Below are 23,891 nucleotides of genomic sequence, written 5' to 3' on the forward strand. Positions count from 1 at the left end.
CCCGCAGCTACCCCCTGTCCCAGGCGCCGCGGACCATCCCCGCCGTGCGCTCCCACACCGCCGCCCGCGGCCCCGGCTGGCGCCCGGCGCACGGCGGCCGGGTCGTGGTGAACAACGCCTCCCTGGCCGACGAGGGGAAGCTGATCGCGAGCGAGCTCGGTCTGACGTACGCCGGGCGGAAGAGCGACGTGCGCCCCGGGGACGTACGGCTGGCGCTCGGCGGAAGCGGGAACCCGGAGTCGTACAGCATGACCGTGCGCGACGGCCGGGTGACCATCAGCGGGCCGGCCGACGCGGGAGTCTTCTACGGCACCCGCACCCTGAAGCAGGAGGTGCACGGCGGCGGTACGGCGCCCGAGGGCGTCGTGAACGACATGCCGGCCAAGCCGCGGCGCGGCTTCATGCTGGACATCGCCCGCAAGCCGTTCACGGCCGGCTGGATAGAGGACCGCATACGCGAGCTGGGCGACCTGAAGTTCAACGAGCTGGGCCTGCACTTCTCCGACGACCAGGGCTTCCGCATACAGTCCGACACCCACCCGGAGATCGTCTCCAAGGACCACCTGACGAAGACGCAGGTCAAGCAGATCGTCGACCTCGCCGCCAGTCGGCACATCACCGTCGTGCCCGAGATCGACTCGCCCGGCCACCTGGGAGCGGTGATCGCCGCCCACCCCGACCTGCAGCTGCGCAACGCGCAGGGCGTGGCGACGCGGGGCGCGATCGACATCTCCAAGCCCGGGTCCGCCCGGATCGTCGACGACCTCCTCAACGAGTACGCGGGCCTCTTCCCCGGCAACCAGTGGCACCTCGGCGGCGACGAGTACCAGGCGCTGACCGTGCGTGACCCCCAGGCGTCCTACCCGCAGCTGGCCGCCGCCGCGAAGAGGGCCTACGGCTCCGGCGGCACCGTGGCCGACCTGGCGACGGGCTGGCTGAACGACCGCGCCGCCACCGTCCGCAAGCACGGCCGCACCCCGCGCGCGTGGAACGACGGCTTCTTCCGGAACACCTCCGTGCAGCCCGCCAAGGACATCGTGGTCGCCTACTGGACCGGCAAGGAGATAGGCGCCCGCCGGCCGGCCGAGTACCTGAGCGCCGGCCGCAAGGTGATCAACTACAACGACGAGTTCTTGTACTACGTCCTCGGCCAGCCGCAGACCTTCGTCTATCCGACCGGACAGCGGATCTACGAACAGTGGACCCCGCGCGTGCTGCGCGGCACCCAGGCGGTGCCCGCACGGTACGACGCGCAGATACTGGGCGGCTCGTTCGCCGTGTGGTGCGACCTCGCGAACTCCCAGACCCAGGACCAGGTGGCGGCCGGCATCCGCATGCCGCTGCGGGCGACGATCCAGAAGCTGTGGGACCCCGGCAAACCGGCGATGTCCTGGACGGAGTTCAAGGGGCTGGCGAACAAGCTGGGCTGACGGCGGATCGCATGGACGTGCGAGGGACGGGTGTCGTAGGTTCCCGCGCCGGATCACGCTGGACATCCGGGACGCCAGCAGCCCCACGGACAGGGCCTCGTCGCACGGGCTGGTCAACGCCTGGTGGTCGCTGTGGATCATCGTGCAGGTGACCGACCGGGCCGTGTCCACCACCTACCGCCGGGCCGAGACGGCCGAGGAACTGCGGAGCGCCGCCGCACAGATGCTGTGCGTCGACATCGCCATGATCGCGGCCGCCGTGCTCGCGGCCCTCGTGGTGCTCCGGCTGACCCGGATGCAGCACGAGAAGGCGCTGCGGGGACCGGTGCCGGCCGCGGTCTGAACTGTTCCTCGGCGCGCTGACCACCGGCCTCGACCGTTGGCTGAAATCTTTTCTTCCGCTTTCTGAGGTCTTCCGTCTCGACTGCGTGTGATCGCCGTGTGACACTACCGGGCGATCGCACACAGCAAGGGCAAGTGCGGGCTCCGTGGAGATCGGCGCCCTGCAAGGAGGCGTGGATGAGCCTGGTGGAACTGATCGCGCAGGCCGACGAACGCGGACTGGCCGCCGGCGGACTGGCTTGTTTGGATCGGTGCGTACCGCTGCTCGGCGGCGACGACGAGGTTCTGCGGCCGCTGTGGGGGAGCCTCGCCGACGGTGCCCCGGGCGGCGACTGGGCCGAACGCCTCCAGCAGGCGCGCGGCGCGCTGGAGGCGGCCGGCGGGGAGGAGGCCGTCGAGGACGAGGCCGCGCTGCTGGCCCGCCGGATGCTCGCCGCCGCGCCGGCCGACCGGTCCGCTCCCGGGATGCGGCGGTGGGCGGACGCCTGCTCGGTCGCCTCGCTGCAGATCCACCGGCTCCTCGACCCGGCCGAGGGCGCCGCCCCGGCCGACTCGTTCCCCCAGGCCCTCCACTCCGTTCGAGCAGGGGGGACCCCCGTCGAAGGCCGTACGGAGGGCATGTCACCGCTCGTCGCCGCCGAGCTGCGCCGCCAGATCACCGTTCTGGAACTGCTCGCCGGGCACGGTCCCGCCGGACTCCGCCAGGCGCTGGAGGTCTCCACCGAGGGACGCCGCGTCCTGCGGGCGGTGGTGTCCCGCCGGGCCCGCAGCCGGGCGTGAGGACCTCTTGTGAGCGTTCTGCGGGCGTGGTGCGGCGGTCCTGCGCCGTTCCTGCGCCGGTTGCGGGAAGGTCCCGGATACGGGTGACGAAGAGCGCCTGGAACGCGCTCTTCCACATATGACAGCGCAGCAGGACGTGACGACTCGGCGGCAGACCAGGCCGCACGCCGCCACCAGGCCGGTGCGGTGGGCGGCGGACACCGCGACGGCGATGGGCGCCCGGGTGGACCTGGACTACTCGGCGCAGAGTCTGTGGCGGGTCGACCGGGTGATCGAGGAGATGCGGCGCGAGGGCACACCGCGCGGCGCCGTGGACGACGCGCTGCGCGGCTTCGGCGCGTACGCCGGCGAGGTGATCGCCCGCCACGGCGGAGCCGAGTGGTGGGCGACCGGCGGTGAGCACTGGGTCCGTACGCCCGACGGACGGCTGTGGGACCCGATCGACGAGGCCCGGCGCTGCTACGCGGGCCACGGCTCGCTGCGGCTGCTCTGCCGGGACGCCATGAGCGGGCGGTAGGTGTGAGCCGTGGGCAAGGGGCCGCTGACGAGCTGTGACACTTCTGTGGAAGCGGACGCTGATGACCGTGGGGGGCGTGGACACGGCCGGACACCCGGCGGTGCGCACGTCTGGGGACTCGCTACGGACGAGGACAGTTCTTGGGCCAGGGAGGGGAACCCCGCCGCACGCAGGCGTACGACGGGGAGCTGGGTGCGGCTGTCGCGCGGGCCCAGGAAGGTGACGAGGAGGCCTTCGCGGTCGCGTACCGGATCGTGCAGCCCGGACTCCTCGGGTATCTGCGCGGCCTCGTCGGGGGCGACGCCGAGGACGTGGCGTCGGACGCCTGGCTGGAGATCGCCCGTGACCTCGGCCGGTTCCGGGGCGACGGGGCGGGCTTCCGCGGCTGGACGGCGACCATCGCCCGGCACCGGGCGCTCGACCATCTGCGCCGGCAGCGCGTACGGCCCCGGGGCACCGCGCTCGAACAGGACGTCCTGGACCTGCCCGGCTCGTACAGCACCTACGACCAGGCCCTGGAGTCCATCACCACCGAGCGGGCCCTCGCGCTCCTGAGGCAGCTGCCCCGCGATCAGGCCGAGGCCGTGCTGCTCCGTGTGGTCGTCGGCCTCGACGGCCCCGCCGCCGCGCGCGTCCTCGGCAAGCGGCCCGGCGCGGTGCGCACCGCCGCCCACCGGGGGCTGAAGCGGCTGGCCCGGCAGCTCGGAGCGGAGGGCGACGGAGGCGGGAGCGCGCAAGAGAAGGGAAAGCAAGGAAAAGGAAAGGGAAAAGGGAGAAGAGGGGGCCGGCCGGCCGAGTAGGCCCTGCCGGGGCGGACCGAGGCAACGGCCGGGGCCGCCACCCCCCACAGGAGAGGCCCCGGCCGTCGCGCGGCACGGGCCGCGCGGCGACCCGTACTCCTTACAGCGCCGCGAGTGCGCTTTCCGTCACACCTCACCCCGGGATTGGTTAGTTGCGCGTTGTACGGTCATGGACGGAAGACGGTTTCAGGCCGTAACGTGCCTTTCGCGCCGGGTGCGGGACGGGCATGATCACCGCAAACCAAGGGCGGCCGCGCTGCCGCAACGATTCACTCGATCACTTGAGGGACCACGTGCTGGGGGACGACGCGGAGCTGACCGCCGCGGTGCTTGCGGCGCAGGACGGGGACGAGACCGCGTTCCGGACTGTGTACCGCGCCGTGCACCCACGGCTGCTCGGATACATACGCACGCTGGTCGGCGACCCGGACGCCGAGGACGTGGCGTCCGAGGCCTGGCTGCAGATCGCCCGCGACCTCGAGCGCTTCAGCGGGGACGCCGACCGGTTCCGCGGCTGGGCCGCCCGGATCGCCCGCAACCGCGCGCTCGACCACATCCGCATGCGCGGCCGCCGCCCCGCGATCGGCGGTGACGAAACGGAACTGGCCGGCAGGGCCGCGGAGTCCGACACCGCGGGCGAGGCCATGGAGGCCCTGGCCACCGGCAGTGCCCTCTCGCTCATCGCCCAGCTCCCGCAGGACCAGGCCGAGGCCGTGGTGTTGCGCGTGGTCGTGGGCCTGGACGCCAAGACCGCCGCCGAGACGCTCGGCAAGCGGCCCGGAGCGGTGCGCACGGCCGCGCACCGCGGTCTGAAACGGCTCGCGGAACTGCTCGGCGACGATCCGGAATCCCCCCATGTGCTCGACGCGCTGCCGCCCCCGCGGAAACCGCGGGACCGTGCGGTGATGCCCGCCGGTGTGACGCATATGCGTGCCCGGACGCAGAAGGGCATGTGATGGCCGACGAGCAGTACAGGTGGCTGGACCGCGATACGGCGGAGCGTCTGCTGCGCGGAGAGCCCCTGGACACCGTCGACGCCAGCGCCCGTGACCAGGCCGAACGGCTCGTCAAGACGCTCGGGGCCCTCTCCGCCGAACCGTCCGTGCCCGGCTCCCCCGCCTTCCCCGCCTCGGCCGACGCCGGGCTGCCCGGCGAGGCCGCCGCGCTGGCCGCCTTCCGCGAGGCGCGCGCGGAGCAGGCGGCGGAACGGGCCGGCACACGGGCCGCGGCTCTCGAAACGCCCCCCGGGCCCGCCGACGCGGGGCTCGTGCGCATCGGCACACGCGCGCGTGGTTTCCGTGGCGGAGGTACGAGCGCGCGTGCCGGGCATCCGCGCTGGACCCGTCCGGTGCGTCTCGCGCTGTCGGCCGCGCTGGCCGCCGGTGCGGTCGGCGGAGTCGCGGCGGCGGCCACGACCGGCGTGCTGCCGACGCCGTTCGGCGGTGACGAGCCCGTCCCCGGCGCCTCCGTCTCGGCCCAGGCGACGCCCGGACGCTCCTTGAGCCCGCCCTCGCCCGGGGGCACCACGAGCGGCGGTCCGGACACGCCGGTGCCCGGCGGCACCACGGCCGGCCCCTCCGGCGCCGGGAGCGCCTCGGGCGACTCCGGTACCACCCCCGGCCACGACGCCACCGCCGACGACACCCGGGGCGGCGCCGTCGGCGGGCAGGGCCGCCTGGTCTCGGCCTGCCGCGACCTGCGCGACGGCAAGGACCTGGGCGTCGGCCGCGAGCACGCCCTGGAGGAGGCGGCCGGCGGCTCCGCGCGCGTGTGGACGTACTGCCAGGGCGTCCTGAAGTCGGCCGGCGACCGGACCGGTGACACGGGCGGCAAGGGACGGGGCGAGAACCAGGGCGGCGGCCGCGACGGCAAGGGCGATCAAGGCGGCCAGGGCGGCCAGGGCGGCCAGGGCGGCCAGGGCGGCCAGGGAAGCCATGGCGGCCAGGGCAACCAAGGTAGCCAGGGCAACCAAGGCAGCCAGGGCAACCAGGACGATCAGAGCGACGACGAAGGTGGCCACAGAGGCCGCGACAAGGGCGGTCACGGAGCCGGCCACCGCCACGGGAAGAGCGCCGTCACGCCCCCGGCCCTCGCTCCGCAGCTCTCAAAGAGGACGCCCGTCATCGTGTCCGCCCCTCCCGGCGACCGCCTTGACCTGCGGTTTCGTGTCTCGTGAAATTTTCCCTCGGCGGGGTGTGACGTTTTCGGCCGCCGCGGCGCAGTACTGAGTGAGCCGACTGGTCATCGGCTGCCGCACAGAGCCGGGGTTCCCCCCGTACCTACGGCTCGTGCATCGGCGCGGGCGGGACACGTTCCCCCGGTCCCGCCCGCGCCCCATCTCCTCTCCCTTTCCTCCTGCTCTTCCTCTTTCCTCGCCTCACCAGTGCACGACGACCCTGTCGCCGACCCGCACCTGCGCGAACAGCCGTGAGACGGCCGCCTCGTCCCGTACGTTGACGCACCCGTGCGAGCCGCCCGCGTAGCCGCGGGCCGCGAAGTCGTAGGAGTAGTGCACGGCCTGACCGCCGCTGAAGAACATGGCGTACGGCATGGGGGCGTCGTAGAGCGTCGACACGTGGTGCCGTGACTTCCAGTAGACGTGGAACACCCCCTCGCGGGTGGGCGTGTACTGCGTGCCGAACCGCACCGCCATCGTCGAGACCGTCCGCCCGTCGATCATCCAGCGCAGGGTCCGGCTGGTCTTGTCGATGCACAGCACCCGGCCGGTCCGGCAGCGCGGGTCGGGCGCGCCGGCCGGCTGCCCGCCCATCCGGTACAGCTCCCACCTGCCCGGTTCGTGCGTCATCCGTAGCAGCCGCTGCCAGGTGACCGTGTCGGTCCGCCCGGTTCGCGGCAGCCCGCGCTTGCCCTGGAAGCCCTTGACGGCCTGTTCCGTCAGATCGTCGTAGGACCCGGTGGGCCCGTCGAACAGCCAGTCGATCTGGCGCAGCCGGGCCTGGAGTTCCCGCACGCCACGGCCGCTGTCACCGCGGGACCACAGGACCTGCGCGGCAGTGCGGGCCGGGGCCGGGCCCGGGTTCTTCGCCGGCCCCGTGCCGCCGCCGGGTGCGGAGTCGGCGGGCGGCCGGGTGGCCGGGATCTCGATGTGCACCGGGGAGCGGTGCTTGCCGTCCGGGTCGGGGGGCTGCACCGTACAGCCGCACACCGCGGCCAGTGCCGCGGCCGCGGCACTGGCGGCGATCGCTCTCCTCGTGCCCCCGGTACGCATGGCGCCCCCTCGCTCTGTCTCACCGGTGTCCGTCCGCGGCGGTACACCGGATGTCTCCCCACGCGTGACGGACGGCGAACCACGGGGCAAGGTGGGGAGACGGAGGACACGAGGACGAGGAGCCGCCGGTCTGTGAGCAAGGTCCCAGCGTGGAGCACTCCACCCGGCGCAGGGTCGCCGCTACAGTCCGTGGCGAGGGTCGGCCGTACCGGCGGGTAACTGGCGAGTAACCGAGAAATTCAGAACGCGGAGGCACACACCATGGCGCGCGAGTCGGAGTCCGGGCTGCCCATCGAGCCCGTCTACGGGCCGGAGACCCTGGAGGGCTGGGACCCGGCGGAGAAGCTGGGCGAGCCGGGGGCGTACCCGTTCACCCGCGGTGTGTATCCCACGATGTACACCGGCCGTCCCTGGACGATGCGCCAGTACGCCGGCTTCGGTACGGCCGCGGAGTCCAACGCCCGTTACCAGCAGCTGATCGCCAACGGCACGATGGGCCTGTCGGTCGCCTTCGACCTGCCCACCCAGATGGGCCACGACTCCGACGCGCCGATCGCGCACGGCGAGGTCGGCAAGGTGGGCGTGGCCATCGACTCGATCGACGACATGCGGGTGCTGTTCGGCGGGATCCCGCTGGACAGGGTCTCGACGTCGATGACGATCAACGCCCCGGCCGCGCTGCTGCTGCTCCTGTACCAACTCGTCGCCGAGGAGCAGGGCGTCCCCGCCGGCAAACTCACCGGCACCATCCAGAACGACGTGCTGAAGGAGTACATCGCGCGCGGGACGTACATCTTCCCGCCCAAGCCCTCGCTGCGGCTGATCGCGGACATCTTCAAGTACTGCAGGGCCGAGATCCCGAAGTGGAACACCATCTCGATCTCCGGCTACCACATGGCCGAGGCGGGCGCCTCGCCCGCGCAGGAGATCGCCTTCACCCTCGCCGACGGCATCGAGTACGTGCGCACGGCGGTCGCGGCCGGCATGGACGTCGACGACTTCGCGCCCCGCCTGTCCTTCTTCTTCGTCGCCCGGACGACGATCCTGGAGGAGGTCGCCAAGTTCCGCGCGGCCCGCCGGATCTGGGCGCGGGTGATGAGGGAGGAGTTCGGCGCGCAGAACCCCAAGTCGCTGATGCTGCGCTTCCACACCCAGACGGCGGGCGTGCAGCTGACGGCCCAGCAGCCCGAGGTGAACCTGGTCCGCGTCGCCGTGCAGGGCCTGGCGGCGGTCCTCGGCGGCACCCAGTCGCTGCACACCAACTCCTTCGACGAGGCCATCGCGCTGCCCACGGACAAGTCCGCGCGCCTCGCCCTGCGCACGCAGCAGGTCCTGGCCTACGAGACGGACGTGACCGCGACCGTCGACCCCTTCGCCGGCTCCTACGTCGTCGAGAGGATGACCGACGACGTCGAGGCCGCCGCGCTGGAGCTGATGCGGAAGGTCGAGGACCTCGGCGGCGCGGTCAACGCCATCGAGCACGGCTTCCAGAAGCAGGAGATCGAGCGCAGCGCCTACCGCATCGCGCAGGAGACCGACGCCGGCGAGCGCGTCGTCGTCGGCGTCAACCGCTTCCAGCTCGACGAGGAGGAGCCCTACGAGCCGCTCCGCGTCGACCCGGCCATCGAGGCCCAGCAGGCCGAACGCCTGGCCAAGCTGCGCGCCGAGCGGGACCAGACCGCGGTCGACACCGCCCTGTCCGCCCTGAAGAAGGCCGCCGCGGGAGAGGACAACGTCCTGTATCCGATGAAGGAGGCCCTGCGGGCGCGGGCGACGGTGGGCGAGGTGTGCAACGCCCTGCGGGAGGTCTGGGGGAACTACGTGCCGTCGGATGCATTCTGACCTGCGCAATTCCTCCGAATGGGTGATCGGGGGTGGAAACCACCCGTTCCCGGTTACGCTCCTGTTGGGTATTCCCGAAAGGAGGGTGCCGTGGCTGTGATGCTGCACGAGTCGTCGCTTGCCGATGCTGCCGACCGGCTCTGGGAGGAACTGCCCGGACACCGGGTGGAGATCCTCAACGGGAGCATTGTCGTGACACCGCCGCCTGATGGCTCGCATCAAGAGACACTGACCTGGCTCATCGAAGAATGCTCGCGGGTTCGGGCCAGGAAAGCGGGGCTCAGGTACGTCTCAGGAGTCGGCATGTGGCTGCCGACCGGCCCTGTCGACTACGCAGTGCCTGACTTCGCACTCGTCGACGCCGACTACAAGGACACGCTCGTCGAGAAGAACTGCTACGCACCGCATGTCTTCCGCCTGGTCCTGGAAGTGACATCCTCCAATTGGACCAATGACACGGCCACCAAGGTCGACATCTATGCGCGGGCCGACGTGCCCGCCTACCTCGTCGCCGACCGCAAGCACGACGAGGTCCTCCTCTACACGGACCCGGTGGACGGCACGTACCCCGACCCCCAGCGCTTCAAGCGAGGTCAGACCGTCCCCGTCCCCGAGTCCGTCGGCGTGACCCTCGAACTTCCCGTCAACACCCTCCTCGACGGCGACGACTGACCTGCCTGTCCCGTCCCCGGAACCCCCCACCGGAGTGTCGTACCCCCGTGCGACACTCCTTGCCATGTTCGGCGTCGTTCATCTCCCCACCTACCTGGCGGGACTCATCCTCGTCGTCCTGCTCCCCGGGCCCAACTCGCTCTATGTGCTCTCCGCCGCCGCCCGGCGCGGGATACGCGCCGGGTACACCGCCGCGGCGGGTGTCTGGTGCGGGGACACCGTGCTCATGACGCTGGGGGCGGCCGGTGCCGCCTCCCTGCTGAAGGCGAATCCCGTGCTGTTCGGGATCGTGAAGTACGCCGGCGCCGGATATCTGACCTGGCTCGCGATCGGCATGCTGCGGGCCGGCTGGGGGATGTGGCGGACGCGACGGGAGCAGACGGCATCCGAGGATCCCGCCCCGGCCGCCACCGACGAGCGGCCGTTCCGGCGCGCCTTCGTCGTCAGCCTGTTCAACCCCAAGGCGATCCTGTTCGTCATCGCCTTCTTCGTGCAGTTCGTCGACCCGGCCTACGCCTACCCGGCCCTCTCCTTCGTCATCCTCGGCACCCTGCTCCAGCTGGCCAGCTCCCTCTACCTCAGCGCCCTGATATTCGGCGGCACCAAGCTCGCCGCCGCCTTCCGCAGCCGCAGGCGTCTGTCGGCCGGGGCGACGTCGGCGGCGGGCGCCCTGTTCCTGGGCTTCGCGCTGAAGCTGTCGCTGGCGAGCGCGTAGCGCGGGGTACCCTCGCGCCACGCGCACCGGTCCGGCCGGATCAGCCGAGCAGGCGCCGCAGGTTCAGCCTGCCCCACAGCAGGCTGGTGCCGAACGACAGGGCCATCACCGTGGCCAGCAGGCCGATCAGCAGCAGCCCCGCCACCGGTCCGCTCAGGTCCGGCGTCACCAGCGGGGCGACGATCTCCTCGACGAACAGCACGTGCACCATGTACGCGCCGAGCGCGGCACCGGCCAGCTTCCGCAGGAGCGGCCGCCACTTCTCGGGGATCCGGACCCTGCTGACCAGGAGCAGCACGCAGACGCTCATGACGGCGACGAACAGGTGTGCGTTGGGCATCACGTAATGGATCTGCGTGTTGTACCAGAGGGACCCGGCCATGGTGAGCGGCAGCAGGGCGAACAGCGGCCACCGCCACCGTACGGCGCCGGCCGGGAGGGCGAACAGCAACGCGCCCCCGACCGCGTACACCAGCGAATAGGTACCGAACCCCCAGGCCGACGACGGCATGTCGCGATCCGTGACCTCGGCGAGCGTGGTCAGCACACTCGGCAGGACCGCGATGCCGAGCAGAGCCGCCCCGAGCCCCCAGGGCCGCTTCCCGGCCTTGATCAGCATCGCGAAGGCGAGCAGCGCGATGATCGGGATGTAGGCGTACATGAACCACAGGTGGTAGGCGGGCTGCACGGAGCCGAAGAGGGAGTTCGCCGCCAGCTCGGTCATCGGCCGGTCGTTGCGGTCCCGCAGCCAGGCCCAGACCAGGTAGACCGCCGTCCACACGAAGAGCGGAACGGTGTTGCGGACGATCCGCTGCCACATCCGGGCGCTGTCGCGCGGGGGTGCGCCGACCAGCACGGCCCAGCCGGCGATGGCGAAGTACATGGGGACGGCGAACGGGTTGACCGCCTCGGCCACGTGGCCGGCCCAGTAGGCCCCGGAGCCGTTGGCCGGGTTGTTGCCGGTGGAGCGAATGAACTGGGCACCCACGTGCCCCAGCATGACGGTGGCGGAACAGATCAGCCGCATCAGGTCGATGTCGAAGCGGTGTTCCCGCGGCGCGGCGGTCCGTCCGGAAGGGACGTTGCGCTGCTGCGGCAGGGATATGGCTATGTCATTCGGCACCGCGTAACTCTCCGGGGGCCCGGTGGACGGAAGTTGAAGGGCGGATGGCTCCACTGTGGCTGGTGGGTCTCGGTTGGCCGCCCGCGTCACTTCTTCCGGACGCCGCGCCGTACCGCCTTGCGCACCACGCGCTTGGCACGGCTCACCTTCAGCTTCGCGCGCGCCCGCGGGCGGCTGCCGGGAAGGCCGAGTTCGGCCAGCCGCAGTTCGGGGAAGTAGTGGCCGGGGCTGCCGGCCAGGTTGCTCCGCAGCCAGTCGGCCGTCGGCTCGCGCAGCTCCGGGTACGTCTTGGGCTGCATGCAGAAACCGATCGCCCGGACCAGCGGTGACAACGTCTCCGGAGCCGTGCCGACGAGAGCCGGGGCCTGACCGCGCTCCAGGTCGGGCACCAGGTGGTCGACCACGGCCAGGGGCACGCGGTTGCTGTTCGGGTAGGGCTTGAGACGCCCCATCACCATCGCGGTCCCGACCCTTGCGACGGGCACGCCGTAGTAGGCGGAGGCGGTCGTCATCGCCGTCGAGAAACAGCCGACGACGAGTGCGGGACGGCAGTGGTGGTACAGCGTCTCGGCCAGCAGCGGCGCGTCCAGCACGGTGAGCCGGACGCCGGCGTCCGCCGCCGCCTTGCTCAGCACCGCCGAGTAGCCGGCGGGCGCCGTCGGATGGGGCTTGAAGACCACGGACCGGTGCCCGGCGCGCACGGCCCCGGTGAGCATGCGGACGTGGAGGTCCTCCTCCTCCTGTGCGCTCAGGATGCCGATCGCCGCCAGGTACTGGCCGAGGAGCACGGCCGTCGGCGCCTCCTGGAGGACGGGCGCCAGCCGCGGGTCGTCCGCCGCGTCCCGGGAGATCTCGTCGAGCACGGCACGGAACGCCTCGTCCGGGACGACCTCGGTCCCGACGCCGTACTCGGACAGCAGCAGCGGCTTCAGACCGGGAACCAGGTCCAGATGGAGCAGCCGCCGGATGCGGCGCGCGATGGTCAGCGGGAGCCTCTCCCGGGTCGGGCCGTAGCTCATGAGGCCGTCGGCGTACACGTGGACGGCGCTCTCGGAGAAGATCGCCGTCAGTGCGCGGGCCGGGTTCACCTGGATCGACTCGACGGCGAGCTCGATCAGATCCCGTTCGCCGATGCCCCACAGCAGACGCAGCGCCCTCTGCCACAGCACCGTGTCGTTCCCCCGCGGACCCCAGGCACTGGGATGGTACGGGCGGATCGCCTCGTTCCAGCTGACCACCGAGTCGAACCGGCCGGCTATGCGCTCGTAGCCGTGCATCTCATCGAGGCGCAGAGCCGTCTCCGGCACGGCGGCGTTGTGGGAGACCAGCAGGATGCGCCGGGCCCCCTCGCGCGGCCCGAACAGGCCCGCGTCGAGCGCCGCGGCGAGGGTGGCCGCTCCGTAGAGGGTCGAGACCTGGAAGATCTGGGTCTTGCGGGACATGGTTCAGGCAGCCTTCCGCCCGTCACGCAGGCGGCTGAGCAACCTGCTCCGGGTGCTGTCGATGGTTCTGAGGGTCTCCTCGAGCGCGTGCTCGGGCATGCGGTGGAGCGCGGCTCTCGCCTCACGCCGCAGTAGCCGGGCCGTCGAGGACTCGTACTGGTCCGCCTTGCCGAGGTGGAAGGCGATCATGGCGCAGTAGGTCCGTACGGCCTTGGGGAGGAAACGCTCGGCCTCCGGGTCCCGCAGCACGTCCCGCAGCAGCGCGTCGTACGCCGGGATGAAGTCCAGCTGGCGGGAGTCCTTGATCTGGGTGAGCGAGGTCGCGACGCCCCGCCGGTAGAACACGCCGTGCAGACCGAGGGACGCGTACGTCCGGGCCTTCAGGTGCAGGCGCCAGATCCACAACCGGTCCTCGGCGGTGCGCAGTTCGGTCGCGAAGCGCATGCCGCCGTCGTCGAAGAGGTGCCGGCGGTAGATCCCCGCCCAGACGAAGGGGTAGTCGACCATCGTCTCCATGTCGGCCGGCGCTATCCCGTCGCGCGGATCCATCACGATGCCCCGCGCCGGGGCCGGGGGCCGCCGGACGACCCGCTCGGTGCCGGTGGCCTGGACGTGGTCGGTACGGGCGAAGTCGCAGCCCAGTTCCTCCATGGCGCGCACGAGTTCGGCGAGGTGACCCGGTCCGTACCAGTCGTCGCCGTCGAGGAACGTGAGGAACTCACCTTCCGCCGCGTCGATACCGCTGTTGCGCGCCTGGGCTATGCCCATGTTCTTCTCGTGCCGGATCACCCTGGCGCCCGGAAGCTTCTCCGCCCAGCGGTCGACCACCCATGGAGTGGAGTCGGTGGAGCAGTCGTCGACGAGGAGGAACTCGACGCCGGGATCCGCGTTGTGGGCGAGGCTTCGCAGCGTGTTCTCGGCGAACGCCTCCACATTGTGCAGGGGGACGACAACGGACAGTCTCGGCACGTGGGCCTCTCACGCTCGGAGGTCGGAGGTCGGAGGGAGATGGGGGACAGGCTGACGATGCTGGCGAAGGGGACGGTGCCGCCCGAGGCGGAGGGATGAACTCCGTTCACATCGGCGATGAATTCTTGGTGGCTCACACCCGGCCGAAGACCTTCCGGAGCTCGTCGATGTTCGACCGGGTGATGTCCCACAGGAACCTCTGCGCGTCGTGCACGTCCGCCACGGCGGCCGCGTGGTCGTCGAGGATCGCCGCCGCCCGCTCCGCGAGCCGGGAGCCGAGTTCCCGGTCGTGCACGGACAGCCCCCACTCCTCGCGGCCGATGTCGGACAGGAAATAGGCGAGCTTCGGATGGGAGACGAGGCTGAGGATCGGGGTGCCGCAGCCGAAGGGGATCATCCCCGCGTGCCCGCGCGCGCCGATCACCAGCCGCGACCGGCCGTACAGGTCGCGGATGCCGTCGTTCGACATGTCGTACAGCCGCTCCACGGGCAGGCTGAGGCCGTGCTCCCGGCGCAGGTCGTGCACGAACCTCTCGTCGGCGGGCATGTGGGCCGCGTACCGCACGTCGGCCCGGTCCCGCAGTCCCCGCAGCGCGGTGGCCATCTGGGCGAGGAAGTGGCCGTAGTCGTGGCCGAACCGCAGCCCCGCGCGGTCGTACGCGCAGTTGACCAGGACGGTCTCGGACCGCTGGGCCGGGTCGAGCAGGCCCGGGACGAGGTACCGTGCCACCGTGGTCGGGCAGGGCTGGTAGCGCACCCGGTCGCGCAGCTCCTCGGGGAGCAGTTCGCGGACCCGCTCGATCGAGCCGTGGTTGCGCAGCCCGAAGAACGCCGACCGTTCGACGAGTACCCGCAGACTCCCGGCGAACCGGCTGCGGCGGTAGAGCTGCCCGTCGAACACGTTGCAGCCGACCGCGAACACCGCCAGGGGCGCGGTGATCCGGGCCAGGATTCCGTCCGGGACGTTCCACTGCCAGTGGCTGTTGCCGTTGGGGGAGGTGTCCGGGAGGAAGAGTCCGCCGCCGCCCACGATCACCCCGCGCCGCGCGTTCAGCTGCTCCAGCGCCGCTTCGTCGACCAGCCGGTGCACCGGCTGCCGGTACCAGCGGCGGGGGCCGGTGTCGGTGTCGAAGCACATCCGCACGGCCTCGGGCAGGACCTTGTCCCCGGCGTTCTCCTGGCCCTCGGCGAACAACGCCACGTGCGCCAGCTGGTCCGCGGCGGGGGCCGGCTGCCGCGGCTCCGGGCCCTGCGGGCGGGTACGGACGTACCAGCTGTGGCACCCGGCGTCGGTGGGATCGGCGTCCAGACCGTCGCGGGCGTAGGCGTGCGCGTCCTCCTCCCGCCCGCACAGCCACGCCAGGCGGGCGAGCTGGGCGAAGGCACGCGGGGCGACGTCGGGTGACGCCGCCGCCAGCAGCAGATGCGCCTCGGCCTCGGCGTAGCGCGACAGCGCCATCAGGCAGACGCCCAGGGTCTCCTGGCAGCGTGGCGCGTCCAGCCGGCCGGCCACGACCGGGGCGAGGACGTCGACGGCCTCGTCGTAGCGGCCCTGCCGGCGGTACACGTCGGCCACCGTACGGGCGAGGTCGAGGGAGGGACGCGTGCGGAGCAGGGGCGGCGCGCAGTGCGCCAGGAGGTCGGGGTGCTTGTCGCCGGGCAGGGCGCAGTAGGCCGCCCGGAACTCCTCGTCGCTCATCTCGAAGCGGCGCCGCGCCTCGGCAGCCGGACCGTACCCGGGTGCGTCGGACGGGCCGGTGAAGCGGAGGACGGCGACGTCCGCGGGCACCGGCGTGTCGTCGTGGAGCCGGCGGGTGAGGAAGTCGTACCGCGCGTCCAGCGGAACCAGGACGTCCGCCGACGCGTCCGCACCGACGCCGCCGGTGGCATCGGTGAGCCGGGCCGCCACGGCGTCGTCCACGTCGGCCCGCTGGACGACCAGGAGACCGTCGGGCAGGACGGCGCGCCGCTCACCGCCCTCCGCGTCGCACAGCAGCTGCGGGACGGCGCCCACACCGTGGCGCATCCGCAGCAGCTCACCGATGTCGCCCAGCACCACCATGTCCGAGCCGAGGGCGATGACGGTGTCGTAGTCCTCCAGCCGGAAGAGGTCCGCGCGGCCGTCCGCCCGGCGTGTGACGACACGCGGGTGCAGGCGGCGCAGCGCGTCGAACGCGGAGTCGGCCGGCCCCGGGTGCAGCACCACGAAGTCCTCGCACACGCCCGGGTTGGTCAGCGCCAGGCTGCGCAGCAGCGTGGCGAGACCGGACAGGCCGTCGGTGCCGGTGTGGACGGCGAAGGCGATCCGGCGTCTGCCGGTGACGGTGCTCCGGTCGTCCGCCAAGGAGTGGGTCATCGCAGGGCGATCCTCATCTTGCTGTCGTCGACGTGTGTCGCGTGGTCCATGACCCACTCGGCTTCCCCCGGCCGCAGCCGGCCGGGCAGACCGAAGCCGATGAGGTCCAGGCGGGGGCTGACATCCAGGAAGTCCAGGAGCCTGAGGACGGTGAAGGCGGTGGTGGCCGCCGTGTTCCAGCCGTCCTCGCCCAGCAGCGCCGGGTCGGTCAGGGGCCGGCGCAGGGAGGCGTCACCGACGTGCTCCTGCGCTCCGGGCACGAGCCGCTGCCGCGTGGCGCGGCGCCACTTCGCGGCCGGGTCACCGAACACCAGCCGGACGCCGGCCGGCTGCGTCCAGGCGGGTCCGTCCCACGGGGCGTCGCCCCGCAGCGAGACGGCGTGCAGGCCGGTGCGTTCGCCGGTGTCCTCCGCGTGGATACGGTACGAGTCGCAGCGCACCACCAGGTCGTAGCGGTCGATCTCGGTGCCCAGCGCGCTCCCGGCGACGTCTTCGGCACCCGGGACCAGGCACACCGTCCGCCCCTCGATCAGGCCGCGCAGGTCGCCGACGCCGATCGGAGTGCTCCCGCCGAGCAACGGGTCGGGCATCGCGGTCCGCTCGACGAGCTGCCGGTACCTGCCGTACAGCTCCAGCAGCCGCCGCACGGCGGGGTCGGCGACGCCGTGCTCGGCCACCCGTGCCCGTACGTAGGCGGCGAACTCCCGTTCCGTGATCGCGGTGGGCCGGCCGAGCAGGTCGCGCGACGGGGAGCCGGCCTGGGGGAAGAGCGCGAGGGCTGCCTCCAGGCACGCCCGCCGGCGCCGCAGGGTGTCGATCCGGCGGACGACCTCCTGCGCCGCGGCGTTGTCCTGCAGCAGCGTGAGGTGGCGTTCGTAGCACTGAAGTGCCTCGTCGTCGCGGCCGAGCCCGTCGAGGGCCAGGCCGCGCAGCCGCCAGGCCCCCCTGGACCGCTGCCGGATCCGGGTCGCTGTCCCGGCCACGCCCAGGGCGAGGCCCAGTCCGTCGTCTCCGCCGGCCTCCAGCGCGCGCTCGCCGACTCTGAGCAGGGCGTCGAAGGGATCGGCGGACGGGGTGTCGAGGGCGGCGGCGAAGACACCGATCGCCCGGGTGAGGGCGGTGTGCCGGGGAGTGGGCGGGTCACCCTGCGCCGCGAGGTACTCACCGCACAGGCGCATGCCCGGGGCGTACAGGGTCGGCCTGGCGGCCTCCTTCCGCCGTGCCTTGAACAGTCCCGCCAGGGGGTTTGTCATGCGTCCCACCGTCCTGTCGATCAGAGGCCGAATGTGTCCCAGCACGACGGGTCGCGCGTGGCTTCCCGGTGGACGGCGAGTGAACAGTCCCCCTCGAACGCCTGGTCGGACGGCGTCGCTCGGCGTCGACCCGCGCAGGCGTTCAGCCCCGCACGGCCTTCTTCAGCGCCCGCGCCCGCCGCACCGCCCGGCGCGCGGTGGAGCTGCGGGGCAGGAACGCCAGCCGCCGGGGGATGCCGCCGGGGAGCCCGAGCGAGGTGAGCCGCCCGCGCCTGAAGTACCGCCGGGTGCGCGGGCGGAGGTGCTGTGCGAGGTAGCGCTCCGCGGCCGGGCGCAGGGACCGGTGGATCCGCGGCTGCAGGGTGAAGCCGACCGCGGTGAGCAGGCCGTTCAGCTCGTCGGCGGGAAGGGCGTCCTCGCCCTGGCCGGGCTCCAGGTCCGGCAGTACCGCGTCGGCCAGGACGACGGGAACCCGGTTGCCGTCCTGGTACGGCGCCGGCCGGTCGAGGAGCGCCCCGGTGCCGACGCGGGCGACCGGCAGGCCGTAGAACGCGGACGCCGTGAACAGCGCGGTCGAGAAGCAGCCGACGACCAGCGCGGGCCGGGCCGCCCCGAAGAGCACCTCGGCGGGGACGGGCGTGTCCAGGACGGTGAGGTCCACGCCGAGCCTCTCGGCCTCGGTCTCCAGTGCGCGGTCGCAGCGGGCCGGTGCGGCCGGGTGCGGCTTGAAGACGACGGTGGCGTGGCCGCGCTCGACGGCTCCCCGCAGCATCCGCGCGTACAGGTCCTCCTCCTCGGCGGGGGAAAGGATGCCGCGGGCGGACAGGCACTGGCCCAGCAGCAGCGCCGCGTTGTCCGGCAGATCGGGCAACACACCGGCGGACTCGGACAGTTCACTCATGGTCTTCAGGAAGGCGGGCGTCGGCACCACGCGCGCCGGCACGTCGAACTCGGTCAGCAGCATCGGCCTGAGGCCCGGCACCAGGTCCGGATGCAGCAACTGCCGTACGCGCGTGCCGACCAGCGGGTCGAGCTTGCCGCGCGTGGGACCGTAGCCCGCCGGGCCGTCGGCGCAGACGTGGACCGGGGCCCCGGTGAACAGCTGGGCCACCGTCAGGGCCGGGCCGGCCCGGAGGGACTCCAGGACCAGCTCCACGCGGTCGCCGCCGAGCCCCCACAGCAGCCGCAGATGGCGTTCGAGGAGCGGGATGTCCTCGGAGCGCGGCGTCCAGGCCCCCGGGTGGAAGGGGCGGATGACCTCGTTCCAGGACAGCACGTCGTCGAAGTGGTCGCGCAGCGACGCGAAGCCCGGCATCTTGTCCAGGGCCGGTGCGGTCTCCGGGACCGCGGAGTCGTCGACGACCAGCAGCACCCGCCGCTCCGCCTCCGCGAAGCAGCCGGACCCGATCGCGGCCGCCTGCGCGGCGAGGCCGTACAGCGTCGAGGCGCAGAAGATCTGGGTGGTACGGGACATCAGACGGCCCCCTTCGCCGTGGTGGTCCGGCGCCGCAGCCGCCGCAGCCTGGAGGAACGGCGCAGGTCCATGGTCTCCAGTACGTCGCAGAGCGCGTCCTGCGGCATCCGCTCGAGCGCCGCCGCGCTCATCGCCCGCAGCCGCTTGGCCACGGCCGGTTCGAACTTGTCCTCCTCGAAGAGGTGGTGGGCGATGACCGCGCAGTACGTCCGCACGGCCTTGGGCAGCAGCCGGCCGGCGTCGCGGTCCGCCGCCGTCTCCTCGACGACCTGGTCGAAGGCGCGGATGAAGTCGAGCTGGCGGACGTCGCCGATCCGGGTGAGGGAGGAGGCGACCCCGCGCCGGTAGAACACGCCCAGCAGGCCGACCACCGCGAACGACTCCGCCTCGCGGTGCAGCCTCCAGATCCACGGCCTGTCCTCGGCCGTGCGCAGTCCGCCGGTGAAGTGCAGCAGACCGCGCTCCAGCAGCCGTCGGTGGTAGGCGCCGGCCCAGGCATAGGGGTAGTCCACCGAGGTCGTCCGGTCGGCGGGCAGGATCGCGTCACGCGGGTCCAGCACCTCGTTCCGCAGGCCGACCGGGGCCCGGCGCACGGACCGGGCGCGGCCGGTGACCCGCACATGGTCGGTGCGGACGAAGTCGCAGCCCAACTCCTCGATGGCCGCCACCAGTGCGGGCAGGTGGCCCGGAGCGAGCCAGTCGTCGCCGTCCAGGAAGGCCAGGTACTCGCCCCGCGCCACGTCCAGGCCGGAGTTGCGCGCGGTGGCGATGCCGCCGTTCCTCTCAAGGCGGACGCAGCGCACCTGGGCGACGTCCGAGAGTTCCTCGGCCGCGCGCTCGAGAATCTCCGGGGTTTCGTCCCCGGAGTGGTCGTCGACCAAAATGAACTCGAAGTCCGGGCGGGCGTTCGCACGAAGACTCGCGAGGGCGTCCCGGGCGTATTGCTGCACGTTGTGGAACGGCACGATCAAGGAAAGCTTGGGCACCCGCGAAAGCCTAGGAGGGCGCCTGGATCGGTAACTTTCCGGTGGTCGTACCGGGGGTGAACTCAGCGTGTCGGAACGGTGTACCGCATGTACTTCCCGGGGTTCCGCGGCCAGGTTCGGCTTTCGGTGGGGAGTTGTTAACTTTTCGTTGATGGGGGGTTGGGCCATGCCTAGGAATTGATTCCTAGCTTCTTCGACGTGCCAGCAAGTGCAACGAAGCCCCTCAGAGTGGCGGTCCTCGCGGATTCCGACACCCGGTGGAAATGGGGCGCGCTCACCGCGAACCGCATCGCTCCGTCGGGATCCGGAAATCCGGGAAACCCGGGGGACACAGCCGGTGCCGGCATCCGCCTGGACGGGTACCTGCTGCGTGGCCGCGCCACCCCCACCGCCCGCCAGCTCGGCGAGGTCGGCGTGCGCGCGGACGCGCTCCGTGAGGTGACCGCGGTCGAGTTCCTGCGCGCGATGCGCGAGGAGCCGTACGACCTCCTCGTGCTCGCCCTGGTCGGCGGCGGAGTGCAGGCGATGCTGCACGGACTGGGGCGCGTCTGGGAGGACAGGCCGGACCGGCCCGTGGTCGTCACCGGATACGTCGGTGTCGTCTACGAGAAGCTCGCCGACGGCCTGCTGCTGCGCCACGGAGCCGACCTGGTGCTCGCCAACTCCCGGCAGGACGCGGACCGTTTCCGTGCCGTGTACGAGGGCGTGGGCGCCGACGCCACGTCGGTGACGGAGGTCGCGCTGCCGTTCCTCGGCGGCGCCGCCCACCCCGGCGAAGACGACCCGTCCACGGAGCAAGGACGCAGGCCCTACACGGTGGTCTTCGCCGCCCAGCCCTCCGTCCCGGCCGGCCGCGAGGACCGTACGTACCTGCTGAACCGGCTGGTGGAGCACGCCCGCCGGCACCCCGGCCGCGAGGTGCTGCTCAAGCTGCGCTCCAAGCCCGGCGAACACACCACGCACATCGAGGAACTGCCCTACCAGAAGCTGGCCCGGAAGCTGGACCCGCCGCCCAACCTCCGCCTCGTCTACGGCCACATGGGCGAGGTCCTCGACCGGACCGACCTGCTGGTCACCGTCAGCTCCACCGCCGCCCTGGAGGCACTGCACCGCCGCATCCCGACCGCGGTCCTCACCGACCTCGGCGTGCGCGAGGCGCTCGGCAACCACCACTTCGTCGGCTCCGGCTGCCTCGCCTCCTGGGACCAGCTCGACGCCGGGCACCGCCCGGTGCCCGACGCCGAGTGGGTGGCCCGGCAGGGCGTCGCCGCCGGGGAGGGCTCGTACGCCACCGCCTTCGACACCGCCCGCGCACGCATCGCCGAACTGCTCGGCCGCCCCGGCGGACTGCCGCCGCTCACCCCGTACTACACGCCCGTCACCGCACCCGGCTATCTGCCCGGCATCCTCGCCCGCCACCACCTCGGCCCGGACGGCACCCCGCTGCCCGGCGCGCCCGCCGCCGACAAGGAGCCCGGACCGGTCCGGCGGATCGTGCGCCGGGCGGCGCGCGGCGCCTACCGGCACGGCGTGCAGCGGGTGGCCCCGGTGATCCGGCGGGCGGGCGAGCTGTGACCGCCCCGATGACCGCTCAAGGAGCTGATCCCATGTCCAACCCGCCCGGGGGCCAGGGTGCCCGTGGGGGTCCCCCCCGCTCGAGCGCGGTCGAGAGCTCGGGGGAACGCCGGGTGCTCGCGGTGATCCCCGCGCGCGGCGGCTCCAAGGGCGTGCCCGCGAAGAACCTCGCGCCCGTCGGCGGCGTACCCCTGGTGGCGCGCGCCGTGCGCGAGTGCCGGGCCGCGCGGTACGTCACGGACGTCGTCGTCTCCACCGACGACCGGGCCATCGCCGCCGCCGCCCGGCAGGCCGGTGCCGAGGTCGTGCCGCGGCCCGCCGCCATCGCCGGCGACACGGCCGCCTCCGAGGCCGCCGTCCTGCACGCCCTGGAGGCCCACGAGGCGCTGCACGGCACCCCGGTGGACGTGGTGCTGCTCGTGCAGTGCACCAGCCCCTTCCTGGTCCGCGAGGACGTCGACGGGGTCGCCGCCGCGGTCGCCGAGCGGGGCGCCGACACCGCGGTGACCGTCGCCCCCTTCCACGGCTTCCTCTGGCGGGACGCGGCGGACGGGGCCGCGGACGCGGACACGGCCGTCCCCGGCGGCGGCCACGGCGTCAACCACGACAAGTCCTTCCGCCCGCGCCGCCAGGACCGCCCCCAGGACCTGCTGGAGACCGGCGCCGCCTACGCCATGGACGCGGCCGGCTTCCGCGAGCACCGGCACCGCTTCTTCGGCCGTACGGAACTGGTGCGCACCGACCCCGCGCGGGTGCTGGAGATCGACGACCCGCACGACCTCGCCCGGGCCCGGGCACTGGCCCCCCTGTTCGACGCCGAGGGGCCCGGCGCCCTCCCGACCGCCGACGACATCGACGCGGTCGTCCTCGACTTCGACGGCACCCAGACCGACGACAGGGTGCTGATCGACTCCGACGGACGGGAGTTCGTCTCCGTGCACCGCGGGGACGGCCTCGGCATCGCGGCCCTGCGCAAGAGCGGCCTGAAGATGCTGATCCTGTCCACGGAACAGAACCCGGTCGTCGCCGCCCGCGCACACAAGCTCCGGCTCCCCGTGCTGCACGGCGTCGACCGCAAGGACCTCGCCCTGAAGCAGTGGTGCGAGGAGCAGGGCATCGCGCCCGAGCGCGTGCTCTACGTCGGCAACGACGTCAACGACCTCCCGTGCTTCGCCCTCGTCGGCTGGCCCGTGGCGGTCGCGAGCGCCCACGACGTCGTACGCGGCGCCGCACGCGCGGTCACCACCGTCCCCGGCGGTGACGGCGCGATCCGGGAGATCGCCGGCTGGATCCTCGGCCCCTCCCTCGATTCCCTCCCCAAGTAAGGAAAGCCACGGTCATGAGCACCAACTCCCGCATCCGTACCTTCGGTCCCCGCGAGGTCGGCCCCGGCCGCCCCGTCTACGTCACCGGCGAGATCGGCATCAACCACAACGGCGACATCGAGAACGCCTTCAAGCTGATCGACGCCGCCGCCGAGGCCGGCTGCGACGCCGTCAAGTTCCAGAAGCGCACGCCCGAGATCTGCACCCCGCGCGACCAGTGGGACGTCGAGCGCGACACCCCCTGGGGCCGGATGACGTACATCGACTACCGCCACCGCGTGGAGTTCGGCGAGGACGAGTACCGCCAGATCGACGTCTACTGCAGGAAGAAGGGCATCGCCTGGTTCGCCTCCCCGTGGGACACCGAGGCCGTCGCCTTCCTGGAGAAGTTCGACGTCCCGGCCCACAAGGTCGCCTCCGCCTCCCTCACCGACGACGAGCTGCTGCGTGCCCTGCGCGCCACCGGCCGCACGGTCGTCCTCTCCACCGGCATGTCGACCCCGAAGCAGATCCGCCACGCCGTCGAGGTCCTGGGCTCGGAGAACATCCTGCTGTGCCACGCCACCTCGACGTACCCGGCGAAGGCCGAGGAGCTGAACCTCCGGGCCATCAACACCCTGGAGAAGGAGTACCCGAACGTCCCGATCGGCTACTCCGGCCACGAGACCGGCCTGCAGACCACGCTGGCCGCCGTCGCCCTCGGCGCGGTCTTCGTCGAGCGCCACATCACCCTCGACCGCGCGATGTGGGGCTCCGACCAGGCCGCCTCGGTGGAGCCGCAGGGCCTGCAGCGCCTGGTCCGCGACATCCGCACGATCGAGGCCTCCCTCGGCGACGGCGTGAAGAAGGTCTACGACTCCGAGCTCGGCCCCATGAAGAAGCTGCGCCGCGTCACCGGGGTCGTCGCCGAGGCGGAGATCGCCGCGGCGGCGGGCGAACCGGTAGCGGTGTGAGACCGAGCCCCTCACCCCCGGACGGTCCCGCGCCGATGAGCCCCCGCACCCTCGCCTTCGTGGAGAGCCCGGTACAGCTGCTGAACGTACTGGAGTGGGCCCACACCC

At 72.4% G+C, this 23,891-nt stretch carries 21 protein-coding genes; 13 read left to right on the forward strand and 8 right to left on the reverse strand.

Translation table 11 applies throughout. From position 1 onward, the window contains the following. The 7 genes from C1I97_RS08950 to C1I97_RS08980 form a co-directional block, all read left to right on the forward strand. A partial coding sequence (locus C1I97_RS08950; protein ID WP_258382486.1) for a beta-N-acetylhexosaminidase occupies positions 1 to 1,430 on the forward strand: 1,430 nt, incomplete at its 5' end. A gap of 52 nt (positions 1,431 to 1,482) precedes the next feature. Continuing rightward, entirely contained in the window at positions 1,483 to 1,773 is a 291-nt protein-coding gene (locus tag C1I97_RS08955; protein ID WP_111002690.1) for a DUF4328 domain-containing protein, read from the forward strand. Positions 1,774 to 1,949: 176 nt separating this feature from the next. Further along, positions 1,950 to 2,552 carry a hypothetical protein gene (locus C1I97_RS08960; RefSeq protein WP_111002691.1) on the forward strand — a complete coding sequence of 201 codons (603 nt, stop codon included), beginning with the start codon at positions 1,950 to 1,952 and terminating at the stop codon, positions 2,550 to 2,552. Positions 2,553 to 2,670: 118 nt separating this feature from the next. Continuing rightward, the gene (locus C1I97_RS08965) at positions 2,671 to 3,069 is read left to right on the forward strand and encodes a hypothetical protein (protein ID WP_441349093.1); all 399 of its coding nucleotides are present in this window, start codon (positions 2,671 to 2,673) and stop codon (positions 3,067 to 3,069) included. Positions 3,070 to 3,209: 140 nt separating this feature from the next. Beyond that, a complete protein-coding gene (locus tag C1I97_RS08970; RefSeq protein ID WP_111002692.1) occupies positions 3,210 to 3,869 on the forward strand; it encodes an RNA polymerase sigma factor in 660 nt (219 codons plus the stop codon). 293 nt (positions 3,870 to 4,162) lie between these two features. Then, positions 4,163 to 4,825, forward strand: a complete 663-nt coding sequence (locus C1I97_RS08975) for an RNA polymerase sigma factor (RefSeq protein ID WP_111002693.1) — start codon at positions 4,163 to 4,165, stop codon at positions 4,823 to 4,825. Beyond that, positions 4,825 to 6,045, forward strand: coding sequence for an extensin (locus tag C1I97_RS08980; protein ID WP_111002694.1), 1,221 nt, complete (start codon positions 4,825 to 4,827; stop codon positions 6,043 to 6,045). Before C1I97_RS08975 ends, C1I97_RS08980 begins: the two co-directional genes overlap by 1 nt. 201 nt (positions 6,046 to 6,246) lie before the next feature. On the opposite strand, the gene C1I97_RS08985 is transcribed toward C1I97_RS08980, so the two are convergent. Continuing rightward, on the reverse strand, positions 6,247 to 7,098 hold the full coding sequence (locus tag C1I97_RS08985) for a L,D-transpeptidase family protein (RefSeq protein ID WP_111002695.1): 852 nt from the start codon (positions 7,096 to 7,098) through the stop codon (positions 6,247 to 6,249). 261 nt (positions 7,099 to 7,359) lie between these two features. On the opposite strand from C1I97_RS08985, the gene C1I97_RS08990 reads away from it, so the two are divergent. From C1I97_RS08990 to leuE, 3 genes are all read left to right on the forward strand, one after another. Then, a complete protein-coding gene (locus C1I97_RS08990) occupies positions 7,360 to 8,940 on the forward strand; it encodes an acyl-CoA mutase large subunit family protein (RefSeq protein ID WP_111002696.1) in 1,581 nt (526 codons plus the stop codon). Positions 8,941 to 9,039: 99 nt separating this feature from the next. Continuing rightward, positions 9,040 to 9,612: a Uma2 family endonuclease gene (locus C1I97_RS08995; RefSeq protein WP_309147786.1), complete on the forward strand. Its 573-nt coding sequence runs from the start codon at positions 9,040 to 9,042 to the stop codon at positions 9,610 to 9,612. A gap of 64 nt (positions 9,613 to 9,676) precedes the next feature. Further along, the gene (leuE, locus tag C1I97_RS09000; protein ID WP_111002698.1) at positions 9,677 to 10,327 is read left to right on the forward strand and encodes a leucine efflux protein LeuE; all 651 of its coding nucleotides are present in this window, start codon (positions 9,677 to 9,679) and stop codon (positions 10,325 to 10,327) included. Positions 10,328 to 10,367: 40 nt separating this feature from the next. Here leuE and C1I97_RS09005 read toward each other — a convergent pair whose 3' ends face one another. From C1I97_RS09005 to C1I97_RS09035, 7 genes are all read right to left on the reverse strand, one after another. Beyond that, positions 10,368 to 11,450 carry an acyltransferase gene (locus C1I97_RS09005; RefSeq protein ID WP_111002699.1) on the reverse strand — a complete coding sequence of 361 codons (1,083 nt, stop codon included), beginning with the start codon at positions 11,448 to 11,450 and terminating at the stop codon, positions 10,368 to 10,370. Positions 11,451 to 11,536: 86 nt separating this feature from the next. Next, positions 11,537 to 12,892: a polysialyltransferase family glycosyltransferase gene (locus C1I97_RS09010; RefSeq protein WP_111002700.1), complete on the reverse strand. Its 1,356-nt coding sequence runs from the start codon at positions 12,890 to 12,892 to the stop codon at positions 11,537 to 11,539. A gap of 3 nt (positions 12,893 to 12,895) precedes the next feature. Continuing rightward, on the reverse strand, positions 12,896 to 13,861 hold the full coding sequence (locus C1I97_RS09015; protein ID WP_111002701.1) for a glycosyltransferase family 2 protein: 966 nt from the start codon (positions 13,859 to 13,861) through the stop codon (positions 12,896 to 12,898). A gap of 133 nt (positions 13,862 to 13,994) precedes the next feature. Further along, positions 13,995 to 16,217: a polysaccharide pyruvyl transferase family protein gene (locus tag C1I97_RS09020; RefSeq protein WP_111002702.1), complete on the reverse strand. Its 2,223-nt coding sequence runs from the start codon at positions 16,215 to 16,217 to the stop codon at positions 13,995 to 13,997. After that, entirely contained in the window at positions 16,214 to 17,470 is a 1,257-nt protein-coding gene (locus tag C1I97_RS09025; protein WP_111002703.1) for a tetratricopeptide repeat protein, read from the reverse strand. The genes C1I97_RS09020 and C1I97_RS09025 overlap by 4 nt, the downstream gene beginning before the upstream one ends. Positions 17,471 to 17,612: 142 nt before the next feature. Then, entirely contained in the window at positions 17,613 to 18,944 is a 1,332-nt protein-coding gene (locus tag C1I97_RS09030) for a polysialyltransferase family glycosyltransferase (RefSeq protein WP_111002704.1), read from the reverse strand. After that, positions 18,944 to 19,930: a glycosyltransferase family 2 protein gene (locus C1I97_RS09035; protein WP_111002705.1), complete on the reverse strand. Its 987-nt coding sequence runs from the start codon at positions 19,928 to 19,930 to the stop codon at positions 18,944 to 18,946. The genes C1I97_RS09030 and C1I97_RS09035 overlap by 1 nt, the downstream gene beginning before the upstream one ends. Positions 19,931 to 20,128: 198 nt before the next feature. On the opposite strand from C1I97_RS09035, the gene C1I97_RS09040 reads away from it, so the two are divergent. Genes C1I97_RS09040 through C1I97_RS09050 form a run of 3 tightly spaced genes read left to right on the forward strand, consistent with a single transcriptional unit; the run spans position 20,129 to position 23,783 of the window. Next, on the forward strand, positions 20,129 to 21,505 hold the full coding sequence (locus C1I97_RS09040; RefSeq protein WP_111002706.1) for a DUF6716 putative glycosyltransferase: 1,377 nt from the start codon (positions 20,129 to 20,131) through the stop codon (positions 21,503 to 21,505). Positions 21,506 to 21,537: 32 nt separating this feature from the next. Then, positions 21,538 to 22,830: a cytidylyltransferase domain-containing protein gene (locus C1I97_RS09045; RefSeq protein WP_441349094.1), complete on the forward strand. Its 1,293-nt coding sequence runs from the start codon at positions 21,538 to 21,540 to the stop codon at positions 22,828 to 22,830. 14 nt (positions 22,831 to 22,844) lie between these two features. Continuing rightward, on the forward strand, positions 22,845 to 23,783 hold the full coding sequence (locus tag C1I97_RS09050; RefSeq protein WP_111002708.1) for an N-acetylneuraminate synthase family protein: 939 nt from the start codon (positions 22,845 to 22,847) through the stop codon (positions 23,781 to 23,783). The last annotated feature ends 108 nt before the right edge of the window (positions 23,784 to 23,891 follow it).

The sequence above is a fragment of the Streptomyces sp. NTH33 genome (assembly GCF_003236365.1).
Taxonomy (GTDB): Bacteria; Actinomycetota; Actinomycetes; order Streptomycetales; family Streptomycetaceae; genus Streptomyces.

Bases quoted from the DNA above. Each gene is read 5' to 3' on its own strand.
- C1I97_RS08960 (WP_111002691.1), top strand. From the start codon at position 1,950: ATGAGCCTGGTGGAACTGATCGCGCAGGCCGACGAACGCGGACTGGCC.
- C1I97_RS08965 (WP_441349093.1), top strand. From the start codon at position 2,671: ATGACAGCGCAGCAGGACGTGACGACTCGGCGGCAGACCAGGCCGCAC.
- C1I97_RS08980 (WP_111002694.1), top strand. From the start codon at position 4,825: ATGGCCGACGAGCAGTACAGGTGGCTGGACCGCGATACGGCGGAGCGT.
- C1I97_RS08985 (WP_111002695.1), bottom strand. From the start codon at position 7,098: ATGCGTACCGGGGGCACGAGGAGAGCGATCGCCGCCAGTGCCGCGGCC.
- C1I97_RS08990 (WP_111002696.1), top strand. From the start codon at position 7,360: ATGGCGCGCGAGTCGGAGTCCGGGCTGCCCATCGAGCCCGTCTACGGG.
- C1I97_RS08995 (WP_309147786.1), top strand. From the start codon at position 9,040: ATGCTGCACGAGTCGTCGCTTGCCGATGCTGCCGACCGGCTCTGGGAG.
- leuE (WP_111002698.1), top strand. From the start codon at position 9,677: ATGTTCGGCGTCGTTCATCTCCCCACCTACCTGGCGGGACTCATCCTC.
- C1I97_RS09010 (WP_111002700.1), bottom strand. From the start codon at position 12,892: ATGTCCCGCAAGACCCAGATCTTCCAGGTCTCGACCCTCTACGGAGCG.
- C1I97_RS09020 (WP_111002702.1), bottom strand. From the start codon at position 16,217: ATGACCCACTCCTTGGCGGACGACCGGAGCACCGTCACCGGCAGACGC.
- C1I97_RS09025 (WP_111002703.1), bottom strand. From the start codon at position 17,470: ATGACAAACCCCCTGGCGGGACTGTTCAAGGCACGGCGGAAGGAGGCC.
- C1I97_RS09030 (WP_111002704.1), bottom strand. From the start codon at position 18,944: ATGTCCCGTACCACCCAGATCTTCTGCGCCTCGACGCTGTACGGCCTC.
- C1I97_RS09045 (WP_441349094.1), top strand. From the start codon at position 21,538: ATGTCCAACCCGCCCGGGGGCCAGGGTGCCCGTGGGGGTCCCCCCCGC.
- C1I97_RS09050 (WP_111002708.1), top strand. From the start codon at position 22,845: ATGAGCACCAACTCCCGCATCCGTACCTTCGGTCCCCGCGAGGTCGGC.